The sequence below is a fragment of the Thalassospira sp. SM2505 genome, from assembly GCF_054901115.1.
Genome location: NZ_CM142731.1, coordinates 4,081,075 through 4,098,181, shown reverse-complemented (window position 1 = coordinate 4,098,181; position 17,107 = coordinate 4,081,075). Strand labels below are relative to the sequence as shown.

Annotated in this window: 9 protein-coding genes; all 9 read left to right on the top strand. The window is 55.5% G+C overall.

The genetic code is table 11. The annotated features are described in order from the left end of the window. Positions 1-18 precede the first annotated feature (18 nt). Positions 19-432 (top strand): RNA-binding S4 domain-containing protein, encoded by a 414-nt coding sequence (locus ACTU44_RS19210; RefSeq protein WP_462096130.1) that lies wholly within the window; start codon positions 19-21, stop codon positions 430-432. 202 nt (positions 433-634) lie between these two features. Continuing rightward, positions 635-2,356, top strand: a complete 1,722-nt coding sequence (locus ACTU44_RS19205) for a peptidase domain-containing ABC transporter (protein ID WP_462096129.1) — start codon at positions 635-637, stop codon at positions 2,354-2,356. Then, a complete protein-coding gene (locus ACTU44_RS19200; protein WP_462096128.1) occupies positions 2,353-4,494 on the top strand; it encodes a peptidase domain-containing ABC transporter in 2,142 nt (713 codons plus the stop codon). The genes ACTU44_RS19205 and ACTU44_RS19200 overlap by 4 nt, the downstream gene beginning before the upstream one ends. Further along, positions 4,491-5,846 carry an HlyD family type I secretion periplasmic adaptor subunit gene (locus tag ACTU44_RS19195; protein ID WP_336083745.1) on the top strand — a complete coding sequence of 452 codons (1,356 nt, stop codon included), beginning with the start codon at positions 4,491-4,493 and terminating at the stop codon, positions 5,844-5,846. Before ACTU44_RS19200 ends, ACTU44_RS19195 begins: the two co-directional genes overlap by 4 nt. 146 nt (positions 5,847-5,992) lie before the next feature. Beyond that, positions 5,993-14,245 carry a hypothetical protein gene (locus tag ACTU44_RS19190; RefSeq protein ID WP_462096127.1) on the top strand — a complete coding sequence of 2,751 codons (8,253 nt, stop codon included), beginning with the start codon at positions 5,993-5,995 and terminating at the stop codon, positions 14,243-14,245. Positions 14,246-14,404: 159 nt separating this feature from the next. After that, positions 14,405-14,539, top strand: a complete 135-nt coding sequence (rpmH, locus tag ACTU44_RS19185; RefSeq protein WP_007091264.1) for a 50S ribosomal protein L34 — start codon at positions 14,405-14,407, stop codon at positions 14,537-14,539. Positions 14,540-14,543: 4 nt separating this feature from the next. Further along, positions 14,544-15,005: a ribonuclease P protein component gene (gene rnpA / locus ACTU44_RS19180; RefSeq protein WP_336082390.1), complete on the top strand. Its 462-nt coding sequence runs from the start codon at positions 14,544-14,546 to the stop codon at positions 15,003-15,005. Further along, positions 15,002-15,313 (top strand): membrane protein insertion efficiency factor YidD, encoded by a 312-nt coding sequence (gene yidD / locus ACTU44_RS19175; RefSeq protein WP_114098892.1) that lies wholly within the window; start codon positions 15,002-15,004, stop codon positions 15,311-15,313. Before rnpA ends, yidD begins: the two co-directional genes overlap by 4 nt. A 45-nt stretch (positions 15,314-15,358) precedes the next feature. Further along, the gene (yidC, locus tag ACTU44_RS19170; RefSeq protein ID WP_114098893.1) at positions 15,359-17,071 is read left to right on the top strand and encodes a membrane protein insertase YidC; all 1,713 of its coding nucleotides are present in this window, start codon (positions 15,359-15,361) and stop codon (positions 17,069-17,071) included. Positions 17,072-17,107 lie beyond the last annotated feature (36 nt).

The window sequence follows — 17,107 nt, the reverse complement described above, 5'->3', positions numbered from 1 at the left end:
GACAGTTATGAGATGCGAATGGCTGTGAAGGAACAGACTGAAAAGCTCAGGATTGATAAGTGGTTGTGGCATGCGCGGTTTTATAAAACCAGATCGCTTGCCAGCAAGGCCTGTCAGTCAGGGCATATTGTTCTGAACGGTCAGTTGGTTTCCAAGGCGAGTGTTTCAGTCGTTGCGGGCGACAGGCTTCAGTTCTTTCAGGGGCCGCATCTGCGAGTGGTCGAGGTTGTCGCACTTGGCGAACGCCGCGGCCCGGCCCCTGATGCACAGGCACTTTATGTGGATCACTCGCCGCCAAGAATGCCGAAAAAAGAAGTGGCGTCTGATATACGAACCGCACCGGTTGCCGAACGTGAAGCCGGTGCCGGACGGCCGACCAAAGCCGAGCGCAGGGCGCTCGACCGATTGCGTGGTGACGGGGATGTTGGATAGACCTTTATCAAGGTTATTCTGATGTGACCGGAAGCGATGTGATTCAAAGCCAGGATGGCGTGAATCTGAAAGTCATCAGGTTGTAAATTGTGCATGAATTTCTTGCGCCGGGTTTAGTGATCCGTTATGCATCCTATCTAATGGTATAATTCACCCTCTTTTGGATGGTGTTGATCTGTATGAGCTGGAGCATTCTCGTTTTATGACACGCCGGCCGGGATTGAATATCGGGACTTTGTCGCATTTGCGCGCAGGCCGTTTTTCGCTTTTGATTGCCGCTTTGGTAATCAACCTGCTGTCGCTTGCCCTGCCCATCACCCTGCTGCAGGTCTATGATCGTGTGTTGCCGCACAATTCGATCCCGACTTTGACGCTTCTTATTCTTGGCGTGCTTGGAGCCTTGCTGGTTGAGGCAATGCTGCGTCTTGGGCGCGCCTATATATCTTCCCTGTCCGCGGCAAAGTTCGAACATGAAAGTTCTCAAAGGGCGATTGGCCATCTGCTTTCAACAAGTTTGATCGACTATGACAAGACCGCGCCGGGTCTTCATCTGCAACGGCTTAACAGCTTGAACCTGTTGCGTGATTTCTATGCCGGGCAGGCAATCGGCGCGATTGTCGATTTACCTTTCATCATCCTGTTTCTTGCGCTGATTGCCATTATTGGCGGTGTTCTTGTCGCGGTGCCGCTGGGCATTCTTGTTGCATTTTTTGTCACGGCATCAATTCTTGGTCGGCAGTTGCGCAATGCGCTCGACAAGCGCAGCCAGTCTGACGAACGGCGCTATAATTTCATTATCGAAACGCTGACGGGTATTCACACCATCAAGTCGATGGCGATGGAAAACCTGATGGTGCGTCGTCATGAACAGCTTCAGGAACAATGTTCCGGTGATGACCAGCTTGCAGCTCGGTCAGCGCACGCCGCGGTAAATGCCAGTGCAACCTTTTCGATGCTGACCATGGTGCTGGTTGCGGCCATTGGCAGTGTGCTTGTGATTGAAGGTCAGCTTACCGTTGGTGGCCTTGCGGCCTGTACGATGTTGTCGGGACGATCCATTCAGCCGCTGCAACGGGCCATGAGCCTGTGGACCCAGTTCCAGAACATCCGTGTTGCCCGCCAGCGCGTCAGGGAACTGTTTGAAATTGACCCCGAAGACAAGCCCGGTGCGCCTGAAATGCCATTGCTGAATGGCAAGATCGAGTTGCGCAATCTTGGTTTCGCCCATGCGGATGGCAAAAAGATCTTCGACCGGCTTGATCTGGTGATTGAACCGGGTGATTCGATTGCCATTACCGGTGACAACGGCACCGGCAAGACCACCTTGCTGTGGCTTTTGATGGGGGCTTTGCACCCGGATGAGGGCGACATCTTGCTTGATGGGAAAAGGCCCAAGGATTACAGCGCCGAATCAACCCGTCGACAGATCGCCTATCTGCCGCAGCATGGTGTGATGTTCAAGGGAACCATCCTTGAAAATATCACCGGTTTCCGCAAGGAGATCGGGGTCGAACGGGTGATTGAAATCTCCCGGCGTCTTGGTCTTGATGACATCGTCATGCGCATGCCCGAGGGCTATGACACCGAAGTTGGCGGACAGGCATCCGAAACGCTTCCGCGTGGTGTCAAACAACGCATTGCCGTTGCACGTGCACTGATCGACTATCCCCGGATTGTCCTGTTTGATGAAGCCAACAGTTCACTCGATATGGCCGGTGACAACATCATGGCCAGCCTGATGCTTGAACTGAAAAAGCATTGCACATTGGTGATGGTGTCCCATCGCCCTTCCCTGATTGCCTTGGCGAACAAACAATACCGGATTGTTGATCATCATCTTGTCCCTGTTCTGAAACGCAGTAACGCACGGATCACCCGTGCGCAATCAGCGTTCGGCGCACCAGTCGAGACGGGGGCAGAATGAAAAAGCTTGAGAATATGAACTATGCGCAGGGCTACCGCATGGGGCTGGCCAGCACGGATGCCCAGTCGGACTTTGACGCATGTTTGTGGCCATTGCTGCAGGCGCTGGGATGGCGCGGCCTGCCCCGTCAGGTGGCCGAGGCCTTGCCGCATATGGATCAGGCGCTTGATCTGACCGACTTTCGTAACGTTCTGGCGCATCTGAATTATCAGTCGCGTGAAATCATTGCGACCCTTGATCAGATCGACGAACGCATGATGCCCTGCCTGTTTGTGCCGGATAACGGCACGGCACTGGTTGTTATTCGCCCCGAAGATAACGGCATTCGCGTCTTTGATGGCGGGACGGACCGTGAAATGGTGATCCGTTCATCGGCCCTGACGGGGAAGGTTTACCAGTTTACAACTGCTGATCGTCGAGCGCGCTATTTCGAAGATGACAAACGCGGATGGTTTGGCGGGATCGCTGACAGATTTTCGTCGCTTGGCTATCAGTTATTGTTGATGACGCTGGTGCTCAACATCATGGCATTGGCGACCCCGATCTTTGTCATGGGCATTTATGACCGGGTGATCGGGACGCGGTCGATTCCAATGCTGATCCAGTTTTCCATCGGTATTGGCATCGTCATTTTGCTCGGCTGGATATTACGCGCATTGCGCAGTCAGATCGTCAGCCATTTTGGGGCGCGACTTGATACGCTTGTCAGTGGCGCAATTTTCGAACGCCTTTTATCGCTTCCGCCTGCCTTTACCGAACGGGCCCCGGTCGGTGTGCAGATTTCGCGTATTCGCGATTTCGAAAGCGTGCGTGAATTCTTCACCGGGCCGATGGCACTGGTGATGCTTGAAATGCCGTTTGTGCCGATCTTCCTGATTGTCATGTTTTATCTTGGCGGGTGGCTGGCCCTCATACCGATCGCTCTGATCGGGGTCTTTTTGCTGATCGGGATTGTGACCTTTCCGGTGGTGTCGCGGCGGGTTGCGGAACTTGGCCGCCATGGTGCCAACCGACAGGAATTCCTTGTGGAAACTGTCGGCAAGATGTCGGTTCTGAAATACACCGCAGCGGAAAAACGCTGGCTGGCGCGGTTCCGTGATATTTCGGCTGATACGGCATATGCCGGTTTCCGGGTTTCGATGGTCAATAACGTGATCAATACATCCGCACAGATATTGATGATCACGTCCGGCGCGCTGGTTCTGGCATTTGGTGCAGATCGCGTGATGAATGCGCAGATGAGTGTCGGTGCGCTTGTCGCATCCATGATGCTGGCCTGGCGTGTTTTGGGGCCGATCAATCAGGCGTTTCTTGGCTTGCCGCGTCTGGCGCAGCTGCGCGGCAGTGTCCGGCAAATCAATCGTCTGATGAACCTTCAGCCCGAAGGCGATCTTGTGCCGCGCTCGGTCGAGCAACGCCGCTTTGATGGTGCGATCACGTTCTCGCGTGTCAGCTTCCGTTATACGGCGGATTCTGATCCGGCTCTTGTCGGTGTCAGTTTCGATATAAAACCCGGGCAGGTTGTTGCTGTTGTCGGTGCGAACGGGGCGGGGAAATCATCCCTGATCAAACTGATAGCCGGGATGTATCAGCCACAAGCCGGTGCCGTTCTGATTGACGGGGCGGATATTCGTCAGATGGACCCGCAAGCCTTGCGGCAGGCGATTTCCTATGTGCCGCAGGATATTGAATTCTTCCGTGGGTCGATTGCACAGAATTTGCGTCTGGCAAACCCCGTGGCATCGCAGGATGACCTTCGCATGGCCTGCATGTCAGCAGGTATCTTGCAGGAAGTGGAATCGCTGCCTGAGGGGTTCGATACGCGAATTGGCGATCAGCATTCATCGCGTTATTCGGCCAGTTTCCTGCAACGCCTTGCACTGGCGCGTGCCTTTGTCCGCGAAGCACCGATCATTCTGTTTGATGAACCGACCAATGGTCTGGACCAGCGCGCAGACCGCGCTTTCCAGCATACCGTCAACCGCCTGCGCGGCGGTTCGACGATATTCCTGATTACCCATCGGCCAAGTCACCTTGATCTGGCCGACCGCATTCTTGTTCTTGATGCAGGGCAGTTGCGCGGTGATGCGCCGCCCGCACGGATCAAGCAACAAGTGATAGACGGAGGCTACCTATGAGCAATGCAGCTGTACAGAATACTGCGATTGAACGGTTCCGCCGGTCCCGGCGCATGGCACGTTATCTTTCGCACGCGGTGTTGCTTGAAGAAGGCGGGATTTCGATCTTTGTCCGGGCGGCGATGGTGCTGCTATCGGTTGGTTTTCTGGCACTTGTGGCCTGGGCTGCCACCACCCAGATCAAGGAAACCGCCATCACCTTTGGTCAGGTGATGCCAACCGGTGCGGTGAACAAGATCCAGCATCTTGAAGGGGGCATCATCGAACAGATCATGGTGCGCGACGGTGACCTTGTTGAGCCGGGACAGGTTTTGATGCGCCTTAAGGCCGATGGTGCACAGGCCGAACTTTCGCAAACCGAAACCAAACTTGGAAATTTGCAGCTTGAATCCGAACGCTATCGCGCCTTGGCCGAAGGTCGCGAACCGGATTTTGCAACCCTGCTTGCGCAATATCCGGAACTGGCGCGCAACCAGCAGGAAATTTACAACATCCAGACCGAGCTTGATAATAACCAGTCCGAAATCCTTCAGGTCCAGATCAAGGAACGTAACGCCGAACTTGCACAATTGGCCGAACAGGAAGCCACCTTGCGCAAGTCGGTTGATCTGTTGAATCAGGAAGTGACCATGCGCCGTTCGCTCTATGAACAGGGGCTGAATTCCAAGGTGCTGTTCCTGAACATCCAGCGCGAACTGAACGAGGCACAGGGTAATCTTTCAGGGGTTGTTGCCGAACAGGCGCGCGCACGCGAAACCATCGCCGAGGCAAATTTGCGTTTGAATGAGCTTGAAAAAAGCCAGCGTGAAGAAGCCATCACCGAGCTTGGCCGTTTGGGAGGTGAAATTGCCCAAACCCGCGAGGCCCTTCGCAAACTGCGTGATCGTGTCGCACGTCTTGAAATTGTTGCGCCGACACGCGGTTATATCAAGGGACTGCAATTCACGACAATTGGCGGGGTGATAGCCCCGGCCCAGATCGTCATGGAGCTGGTGCCGGCAGATGACGATCTGATTGCTGAAACACGGATATCGACCGAGGATATCGGGCATGTGCATCTTGGCCAGCCGGTGACGGTCAAGGTCAGCGCATTTGACTTTATACGATATGGTGGTATTTCCGGCGAACTGGTATCGATTTCTGCATCTACTTTTGTTGATGAAGAGGGACGTCCATATTATAAAGGCAAGGTTGCCCTTGATTCTGACACGGTTGGAGAAGGGGCAGTTGCTCAGAAGATCATACCCGGCATGACTGTCCAGGCTGACATCCAGACCGGGGAGCGTACCCTTCTTCAGTATTTGCTGAAGCCGGTATATGTCTCGCTTGATCAAGCGTTTAAGGAACGATGAGCGTATTTTTGGTCCCGCTGGAAATGATCATGTCATTTCTACTGCCTGGCCGCACAATTCTCTGGTGTAAACTAGGGATTCTATACTAATGTATAGATGTGTGAGTTGGGCGAAACCCTTCTCGCACTTTACGGAGAATGGGTTTGATGGCGGACGATCCTCGCGATACGGAAAATTCACGCAGTGACGGTGATGGCGGCGACCTCAATCAGGGCGCTGCATCGGACGATTTGATGCGCGCGGACGAGCAGGACAGCGAAACGAACGAACTGGTCGAAACCCAGGGCGGTCAGAACGAATCTGGCACACCGCCCGAACAGGAAATCGGTTCGGTCCAGTACGGAAACCTGGCTTTCAACCCGCAGGGCGAAGCGCAGCAGGCCTTCCGCCGCCAGAATGCCGCATCCCAGCGTCAGGAACGTGTCGAGGCCGAAGAGGCGACCGAAAAGCAAACCATCGCCCAGAATGAAGCGGCCGAGATTCAGAACAATCTTGATACCGGTGCCGACACCATTGACACCAATATCGGTAATGATGGTGCCGATAACATCTCGCTGCAGTCCGATCCAAGCACAATCGAATTGCCTGAAATTCCGCTTTCGACGAACGATACCAATGCCTTGCGTGGTGATCGCGAAGATATCCGCGGGGACGGTCGTGATGATCATGGCCCGGACTTCATCCCGACCGAAGAACAGACGCCAGAAGCCGAAACCGAGATTCTGGAACTGATCGAAGAAGACGAAAGCATCGAAGAAACCGAGACGGTTGAAGAAACTGTCGAGGCGCCCAAGGTTGCCGATACGCCTGATTTGAAGGTCAGTAATGTAACAGGATCGGAAGACAGCGCGATTTCGCTTAATGTTTCCGCCGCACTCAATGATCTTGATGGTGGTAGTGAAACACTCTCGATCACGATCTCAGGTGTGCCCGATGGTGCGGTATTGTCTGCCGGAACCGATAATGGCGACGGCACCTGGACCGTATCTGCCGGGCAGCTATCGGGACTGACCCTGACGCCCCCGGATGACTATAGCGGCAGCTTCACCCTTTCGGTAACCGCGACCAGTCGCGAGGCCAATGGCAGCACAAGCACAACCTCATCAAGCTTTACGGTCGAGGTCGGGGGTGTTGCCGATGGTGCAACACTTGATGTGTCCGATGCATCGGGCCGCGAGGATAACGCGATTGCCCTTGATATCGACACCGAACTTCTTGATGGCAGCGAAAGCATCTCAGTCACCATCACCGGTGTTCCCGATGGTGCAGAACTGTCGGCGGGGACCAATAATGGCGATGGCACATGGACCCTTGATCCTTCCGAACTCGAAGGCCTGACCATCACCCCGCCTGAAGACTTCAGCGGTGAAATTGATCTGTCTGTACTTGTCTCCACCACGGATGGCGATGATACAGCCGTGGTGATGGAAGACATCAAGGTTGAAGTTGCAGGCGTCGCCGACACCCCGACGCTTGAAGTGTCGGATGCTTTGGGCAGCGAAGAAGGTGCAATTGCGCTTGATGTTGACGCTGGCCTGACCGATGCATCGGAAGTTCTTTCGATCACGATCTCCGGTGTTCCGGATGGAGCCGTGCTGTCTGCGGGGACCGATAATGGTGACGGCACCTGGACGCTGTCTGCCTCTGATCTTGAAGGGCTGACGATCACGCCTGCCGATGATTATTCAGGGTCGTTCGATCTGGGCGTCACCGTCACCTCGACCGATGGTGACGATACCGTAACCACTTCCGGCTCGATCACCGTTGATGTTGCCGGTGTTGCAGACACCCCGACGCTTGAAGTGTCGGATGCTTTGGGCAGCGAAGAAGGCGCGATTGCGCTCGATATTGACGCTGGCCTGAGTGATGCGTCGGAAGTTCTGTCGATCACCATTTCCGGTGTTCCGGATGGGGCAGAACTTTCGGCTGGTACGGACAACGGTGATGGCACCTGGACGTTGACGGCGGATGACCTTGAAGGCCTGACGATCACCCCTGCCGATGATTATTCCGGCTCGTTCGATCTGGGTGTTACGGTCACTTCGACCGATGGCGGTGATACCGCAGCCACTTCGGGTTCAATCACCGTTGATGTTGCGGGCGTTGCGGATACCCCAACCCTTGAAATGTCGGATGCTTCCGGCAGTGAAGAGGCTGCGATAGCGCTTGATATTGACGCTGGCCTGAGTGATGCCTCGGAAGTTCTGTCGATCACGATCTCCGGTGTTCCGGATGGCGCAGAGCTTTCTGCTGGCACCGACAATGGCGATGGCACATGGACGCTCTCTGCGGACGACCTCGAAGGTCTGACGATTACGCCCGCCGATGATTATTCCGGATCGTTTGATTTGGGTGTGACGGTGACTTCGACCGATGGTGAGGATACCGCAACCACTTCGGGTTCCATCACCGTTGATGTTACCGGTGTTGCGGATGCACCAACCCTTGAAGTCTCGGATGCTTCCGGCAGTGAAGAAGGCGCGATTGCGCTTGATATCGATGCTGGACTGAGTGATGCATCGGAAGTTCTGTCGATCACGATTTCTGGTGTGCCCGATGGTGCCGTGCTGTCTGCCGGGACTGATAATGGTGACGGCACATGGACACTCTCAGCCTCAGACCTCGAAGGTCTGACAATCACCCCGGCCGATGATTATTCAGGGTCGTTTGATCTGGGCGTCTCCGTTACCTCGACCGATGGCGAGGATACCGCGACTACCTCGGGCTCAATCACCGTTGATGTCGCGGGCGTTGCGGATACCCCAACCCTTGAAATGTCTGATGCATCTGGCAGTGAAGAGGGCGCGATTGCGCTTGATATTGACGCTGGCCTGACTGACGCAAGCGAAGTTCTTTCGATCACGATTTCTGGTGTGCCCGATGGAGCCGTGCTGTCGGCTGGTTCTGATAATGGCGATGGCACATGGACGCTCACAGCGGATGATCTCGAAGGTCTGACGATTACGCCCGCCGATGATTACTCTGGTTCGTTCGATCTGGGCGTCACCGTCACCTCGACTGATGGCGACGATACCGCAACCACTTCCGGTTCAATCACCGTTGATGTTGCCGGTGTTGCGGATGCGCCAACCCTTGAAATGTCTGATGCGTCTGGCAGTGAAGAGGGCGCGATTGCGCTCGATATAGACGCAGGCCTGACCGACGCGTCGGAAGTTCTGTCGATCACGATCTCTGGCGTGCCCGAGGGTGCCGTGCTGTCGGCTGGCTCTGATAATGGTGATGGCACATGGACGCTCACAGCGGACGATCTTGAAGGTCTGACGATCACGCCAGCCGATGATTATTCCGGCTCGTTCGATCTGGGTGTCACCGTCACCTCGACCGATGGTGATGACACCGCAACCACTTCCGGCTCGATCACCGTTGATGTCGCGGGCGTTGCGGATACCCCGACCCTTGAAGTCTCTGATGCTTCCGGCAGTGAAGAAGGCGCGATTGCGCTCGATATTGACGCTGGCCTGACCGACGCATCGGAAGTTCTGTTGATCACGATCTCTGGCGTGCCCGAGGGTGCTGTGCTGTCGGCTGGTTCTGATAATGGTGACGGTACCTGGACGCTCACAGCGGATAATCTCGAAGGCCTGACGATCACGCCTGCCGATGACTATTCAGGGTCGTTCGATCTGGGTGTCACCGTCACCTCGACTGATGGCGACGATACCGCAACTACATCGGGCTCAATCACCGTAGATGTTGAAGGTGTCGCCGACACCCCGACGCTTGAAGTCTCGGATGCGTCTGGCAGCGAAGAGGGCGCGATTGCGCTTGATATCGATGCGAGCCTGACCGACGCCTCGGAAGTTCTGTCGATCACCATTTCCGGTGTTCCGGATGGGGCAGAACTTTCGGCTGGTACGGACAACGGTGATGGCACCTGGACGTTGACGGCGGATGACCTCGAAGGCCTGACGATTACGCCCGCCGATGATTACTCCGGTTCGTTCGATCTGGGCGTCACCGTCACCTCGACCGATGGTGACGATACCGCAACCACTTCGGGTTCCATCACCGTTGATGTTACCGGTGTTGCGGATGCACCAACCCTTGAAGTCTCGGATGCTTCCGGCAGTGAAGAAGGTGCAATTGCGCTCGATATTGACGCTGGCCTGAGTGATGCATCGGAAGTTCTGTCGATCACGATCTCTGGTGTTCCGGATGGCGCAGAGCTTTCTGCCGGTACCGATAATGGTGACGGCACCTGGGCACTGTCGGCCTCAGACCTCGAAGGTTTGACGATCACGCCAGCCGATGATTACTCTGGTTCGTTCGATCTGGGCGTCACTGTCACATCGACTGATGGCGACGATACCGCAACCACTTCCGGTTCCATCACCGTTGATGTTGAAGGTGTCGCGGACACTCCGACGCTTGAAGTCGCCGACGCGTCGGGCAGCGAAGACAGTGCGATCACTCTCAATATCGACGCGGGGCTCGCGGATAGTTCAGAAACCCTGACAATAACGATTTCCGGTGTGCCGGAAGGTGCGACCTTGTCGGCAGGTACTCTGAATGATGACGGAACCTGGTCGCTGACGTCGGATGATCTTGACGGGCTGTCAATAACGCCTCCCGATGATTATAGCGGTAGTTTTGATCTCGAAATTACGGCGAGTACTCAGGACGGCGTAGATATCGCAAGTGTGACGGATACCGTCATGGTCAATGTGATTGGCGATGCAGATTTGCCAACCCTTGAAGTGTCTGATGCTTCGGGTAACGAAGAAGGTGCGATAGCGCTCGATATTGATGCGGGCCTGACGGATGCATCGGAAGTTCTGTCGATCACGATTTCTGGTGTTCCGGATGGCGCCGAGTTGTCAGCCGGGACCGATAATGGCGATGGTACCTGGACGCTCTCGGCCTCAGACCTCGAAGGTCTGACGATCACGCCTGCCGATGATTATTCCGGATCGTTTGATTTGGGTGTGACGGTGACTTCGACCGATGGTGATGACACCGCAACGGTCACTGACGCCATTACTGTCGATGTTGCCGGTGTCGCAGATGCCCCGACCCTTGAAGTGTCAGATGCTTCTGGCAGCGAAGAGGGCGCGATTGCGCTCGATATCGATGCGGGCCTGACTGACGTAAGCGAAGTCGTTTCTATAACCATCTCTGGTGTTCCTGATGGAGCCGTGTTGTCAGCCGGGACCGATAATGGCGATGGTACCTGGACGCTCTCGGCCTCAGACCTCGAAGGTCTGACGATCACGCCTGCCGATGATTATTCCGGATCGTTTGATTTGGGTGTGACGGTGACTTCGACCGATGGTGATGACACCGCAACGGTCACTGACGCCATTACTGTCGATGTTGCCGGTGTCGCAGATGCCCCGACCCTTGAAGTGTCAGATGCTTCTGGCAGCGAAGAAGGTTCAATTGCGCTCGATATCGATGCGGGCCTGAGTGATGCATCGGAAGTTCTTTCGATCACGATCTCCGGTGTTCCGGATGGCGCAGAGCTTTCTGCTGGCACCGACAATGGCGATGGCACATGGACACTCTCAGCCTCAGACCTCGAAGGTTTGACGATCACGCCAGCCGATGATTATTCAGGATCGTTTGATTTGGGTGTGACGGTGACTTCGACCGACGGTGATGACACCGCAACGGTCACTGACGCCATTACTGTCGATGTTGCCGGTGTCGCAGATGCGCCGACCCTTGAAGTGTCGGATGCTTCCGGCAGTGAAGAAGGCGAGATTGCGCTCGATATCAATGCTGGACTGGCCGATGCCTCGGAAGTTCTTTCGGTCACAATTTCTGGTGTGCCCGATGGTGCCGAGTTGTCAGCCGGGACCGATAATGGTGACGGCACCTGGACGCTCTCGGCCTCAGACCTCGAAGGTTTGACGATTACGCCCGCCGATGACTATTCCGGTTCCTTTGATCTGGGCGTCATCGTCACCTCGACCGATGGTGATGACACGGCAACGGTCACTGACGCCATTACTGTCGATGTTGCCGGTGTCGCAGATGCGCCGACCCTTGAAGTGTCGGATGCTTCCGGCAGCGAAGAAGGCGCAATTGCGCTCGATATTGACGCAGGCCTGACCGACGCCTCGGAAGTTCTGTCGATCACTATCTCTGGGGTGCCCGATGGAGCCGTGCTGTCGGCTGGTTCTGATAATGGTGATGGCACATGGACGCTCACAGCGGATGATCTTGAAGGTCTGACGATCACGCCTGCCGATGATTATTCCGGATCGTTCGATCTGGGTGTGACGGTGACTTCGACCGATGGTGATGACACCGCAACGGTCACTGACACCATTACTGTCGATGTTGCCGGTGTCGCAGATGCCCCGACCCTTGAAGTGTCGGATGCTTCCGGCAGTGAAGAAGGCGCGATTGCGCTCGATATTGACGCTGGCCTGACCGACGCATCGGAAGTTCTGTCGATCACGATCTCTGGGGTGCCCGATGGAGCCGTGCTGTCGGCTGGTTCTGATAATGGTGATGGCACATGGACGCTGACGGCGGATGATCTTGAAGGTTTGACGATTACGCCCGCCGATGATTACTCCGGTTCGTTCGATCTGGGTGTGACGGTGACTTCGACCGATGGTGATGATACCGCAACGGTCACTGACGCCATTACTGTCGATGTTGCCGGTGTTGCGGATACTCCGACGCTTGAAGTAACGGACGCGACCGGTGAGGAGGGTAGTAGTGTTGCCCTTGATATTGATGCCGCTGTAACCGACAGCAGTGAAACACTGACGGTGACCATTAGCGGTGTGCCCTCAGGGGCGAGCCTGTCGGCCGGTACCAATAACGGTGATGGCAGCTGGACGTTAAGTGCAGCCCAGTTGGCAGGCCTTACGATCACGACGGCAAGTGACTATTCCGGGACATTCGAGCTGACTGTTTCTGTGCAGTCCCAGGATGGAGAGGATACCGCCACGACCACAGCAATCCTTGAAGTAACGATCGAGGAAATGGCAGCGGGTGACGAAACCCTTTGGGGGACTGACGCGAGCGAAGTCTTCGAGACAGGGGCTGGTAACGACACTGTCGGCGCTGGTGGTGGCAATGATACGGTCTCGACCAATGCCGGTGACGATACGATCTGGGGCGGTAACGGTAATGATGTGATCTATGCCGGGGATGGTAACGACAGCATCACCGGTGATGGCGGCAATGACTATATTGATGGTGGTGCCGGTGACGACACCATTCATGGTGGCGAGGGAACCAACACCATCTATGGCGGCGCCGGGAACAACTACATTACCGGTGGCAGTGGCAATGACAGCATCTACGCCAGTGATGGTGACAACATCATCTATGCCAATGAGGGCAATAACCACATCGAAACCGGTGCTGGAAATGACAGCCTGTATGCCGGAAGCGGTGACGACACCATCATTGGCGGAGATGGCAATAATTATGTCAGTGCCGGTGAAGGTAAAAACTATGTCGAGACCGGGTCGGGCAATGACACGATCACGTCAGGCAGCAATGATGACAAAATCAATGCGGGTGATGGTGACAACCTGATTTCTGCTGGCGAGGGCAAAAACACCATCTGGGGTGGTTCGGGTGCGGACAGCATCAGTGTCGGTTCTGGCGATGACAGGATTTATGCCGGGGACGGTGACAATACCGTCAATGCGGGCGAGGGGCGGAACTATATCGAAACCGGCAGCGGCGATGACACCATCACGTCGGGCAGCGACAACGATACGGTTTCGTCGGGGGCTGGCGATGACAACATTGATGTCAGCGGCGGCAAGAACACTGTCTGGGGAGGCGATGGCAACGATTCTATTCATGGAGCCTGGGGCAACGACACTTTCTATGGCGGGGCTGGCAATGACATCCTGAATGCGGATGGGGGCGACAACTATTTCGATGGCGGTGCCGACAACGATACCCTGACCGGTGGTTGGGGCAAGGATACCTTCTATGGCGGATCGGGCGAAGACACGCTTGATGGCGGTGGCGGGGATGACAGGCTGTATGGAGAGGACGGGGATGACACCCTTTCTGGCGGTGCAGGCAAGGACACACTCAGTGGCGGAGATGGTAATGACCTTCTGCTGGGTGGGGATGACGACGATACGCTGATGGGCGGGATCGGGGACGACACGCTGTATGGCGATGGCGGATCGGATCTGTTCATCTTTAATATGGGCGAGGGCAATGACCATGTAGATGGTGGTGCCAATGGCTGGACGACCGATACCATCGAATTGCACGGTATTGGCGGCGGCAATCTCGACTCGAGTGACTGGACCCTGATCCTTGATGAGGGGACCATCACCGATTCGAAGAAACACTCGCTTGAACTTTCCACCGATTCGTCTGGAACGATCGTCTTTTCGGATGGTTCCGAGTTGACATTCTCCAATGTCGAACGTATCGAGTGGTGACGAATTCACATTTCGGGTGCCGTCGGGACGAAATCCCGGCGGCATTGCCGGTTTTCTGGGGGTGAACACCTTGTCTCGAGTTGACAGCCATGGTGTGAAGCCCTATACAGCGGACCTCGAATTTTATCGGATTACCTTATTTAGAACGGAGTAAGTGCAGTGAAGCGCACCTACCAGCCAAGCAAACTCGTACGGAAACGCCGCCACGGCTTCCGTTCCCGCAGCGCGACCGTCGGTGGCCGCCGTGTGCTGACCGCACGCCGCGCCAAGGGCCGCAAGCGTCTGTCGGCCTAATGTTGTGACCATTTCGGTGGAACGCCTTAAAAAGCGTGCGGAATTCCTCCGTGTTGCGGGCACCCGCCGAAAATGGGTTACACAGGGGTTGATCCTGCAGGGCGCACCACGCCCGGGGATCAAGCCGGATACAGAATACGCCGGTGAAGAACGACTCGCCCGAGTCGGTTTCACTGTCACCAAAAAGGTGGGAAAGGCCGTCGTCCGCAATCGCGTTCGGCGGCGTTTGCGTGCTGTGGCAGAGCAATTGATGAGCGAACTCGCATTGCCCGGATGGGATTATGTCGTGATCGGTCGCGCCCAAACCATTGATCGGCCTTTTGAAAAACTGATTGATGATTTGAAATTTGCTCTGCGTCGGGTTCCTGATGCCAAGCCGTCTGCGCCGGATTCGCGCCGTCCCCGCAAGGGACGCAGTGCCAGTTCGTCAGGTGGGACAGCAAAGGCAGGAGGTCCGTCAAAATGACCTCTTCGAATCCTGCACCCGGTTTCCTTGCCCGCCTTCTTCAAATCGCAGTTCGCGGTTATCAGCTGTTTTTGTCGCCTTATATCGGGTGGTCATGTCGCTATCAGCCGACCTGTTCGGCATACATGATGGAAGCATTGGCCCGGCACGGGGCAATAAAAGGCAGCTGGATGGGAATTAAACGGATAATGCGTTGCCATCCATGGGGTGGTCATGGTTATGATCCCGTGCCCGGATGTGGCTGCGAACAAAACAAAGCGTCGTCGGATGGTGAAAACCGGTCCCCGGCGCTTTCGTCATGTAAATAGAATAAGCGGTCGGCAAATGCTGGCTGAGCAAAGCGGAATGAGGCGATGAACGAACAACGTAACCTGTGGGTGGCAATTGCATCGGCAGTTGTGATTCTTATCGGGTGGCAATTCTTCTTTGCGCCGGAACCTGATACCCAGGTTCGCGAAGCGCAAGTTCGTGAACAGCTTGATGCAAACGGCAGCAACGCGCCGCAGGTATCAACCGGTGGGCCCAGTGTCCCGGGCGGTCAGCCAGCAGTGCCGACTGTCAAGCGTGAAGACGCGTTGGCGAAATCGCCGCGTATCACCATCGAAACCCCGCGTGTCGAAGGCTCGATTCGCCTTGTCGGCGGTGTGATTGACGATATTCAGCTTCAGGATTACCGCGAGACCGAAGAACCTGACAGCCCGCTGATCCATGTTCTGAACCCGACGGGCAGCAATGATGCCTATTTTGCGGAGTTCGGCTGGGTCGCTGGTGAAAAGGGAATCAGTCTTCCCAATAGTGATACCCGCTGGACCGCAAGCAGCGACAAGCTGACGCCCGATAGTCCGGTAACGCTGAGCTGGGATAACGGCGCAGGCCTTACCTTCAAGCGTCAGATCGCAATTGACGAGAACTATCTGTTCACCGTCAATCAGTCGGTCGTGAACAACAGCGGTGGCGCAGTCACCCTGTATCCGTACGGACTGATTTCGCGTAAGAACAAGCCGCTCACTGCCGGTTTCTATATTCTGCATGAAGGTCCGCTTGGTGTGATCGACGGTACGCTTACCGAGATCGACTATGACGATCTGGCCGACGATGGTGCCGTTGAAAAGAAAACCACCGGCGGATGGCTTGGCATAACAGACAAATACTGGCTGGTTGCTCTTGCGCCGTCTTCGGACGAAGCCCTGACCGCACGTTTCAGCCACCATGTGGCGGACAATTCCGACAAGTACCAGACGGATTATCTTGGTGCGCCGCGCACGATTGCTGATGGGGCAGAAGCCGCCGCCGAGACGCGTTTGTTTGCCGGTGCAAAAGAAGTCACATTGCTCGATAGTTATGCCGAGGAATACGGGATTACCAACTTTGATCTCGCGATTGACTTTGGCTGGTTCTACTTCCTGACCAAGCCGTTCTTCCTGTTCTTGCAGTACCTGTATCATCTGGTTGGCAACTTCGGTGTGTCGATCCTGATCATCACGGTCATCATCAAGGGGATCATGTTCCCGCTTGCAAACAAGTCGTACAAATCCATGAGTGCGATGAAAAAGTTGCAGCCGCAGATCACCAAGATGCGCGAACAGTTCAAGGATGACCGTCAGCGTCAACAGCAGGAAATGATGGCTCTGTACAAGCGCGAGAAGATCAACCCGGCTTCGGGTTGCCTTCCGATCATTGTCCAGATCCCGGTCTTCTTTGCGCTTTACAAGGTTCTGTTTGTCAGCATCGAAATGCGCCATGCGCCGTTCTTTGGCTGGATTCAGGATCTGTCGGCGCCGGACCCCACGTCGTTGTTCAACCTGTTTGGTCTGATTCCATGGGATCCGCCGCAGATGCTGATGATCGGTGTCTGGCCGTTGATCATGGGTATTACCATGTATCTGCAACAGAAACTCAACCCGGCTCCGGCTGATCCGACCCAGGCAAAGATCATGATGTTCCTTCCGCTGATCTTCACCTTCATGCTGGCAAGTTTCCCGGCGGGTCTTGTGATCTACTGGGCATGGAACAACACGCTGTCGATCATTCAGCAGCGCTACATCATGTACAAGATGGGGGTTTAACCCCCCCATCTACCCTTTACGGGTCCATCTTCCCTT

Bases quoted from the DNA above. Each gene is read 5' to 3' on its own strand.
- ACTU44_RS19205 (WP_462096129.1), top strand. From the start codon at position 635: ATGACACGCCGGCCGGGATTGAATATCGGGACTTTGTCGCATTTGCGC.
- ACTU44_RS19210 (WP_462096130.1), top strand. From the start codon at position 19: ATGGCTGTGAAGGAACAGACTGAAAAGCTCAGGATTGATAAGTGGTTG.
- ACTU44_RS19190 (WP_462096127.1), top strand. From the start codon at position 5,993: ATGGCGGACGATCCTCGCGATACGGAAAATTCACGCAGTGACGGTGAT.
- ACTU44_RS19200 (WP_462096128.1), top strand. From the start codon at position 2,353: ATGAAAAAGCTTGAGAATATGAACTATGCGCAGGGCTACCGCATGGGG.
- yidC (WP_114098893.1), top strand. From the start codon at position 15,359: ATGAACGAACAACGTAACCTGTGGGTGGCAATTGCATCGGCAGTTGTG.
- ACTU44_RS19195 (WP_336083745.1), top strand. From the start codon at position 4,491: ATGAGCAATGCAGCTGTACAGAATACTGCGATTGAACGGTTCCGCCGG.
- yidD (WP_114098892.1), top strand. From the start codon at position 15,002: ATGACCTCTTCGAATCCTGCACCCGGTTTCCTTGCCCGCCTTCTTCAA.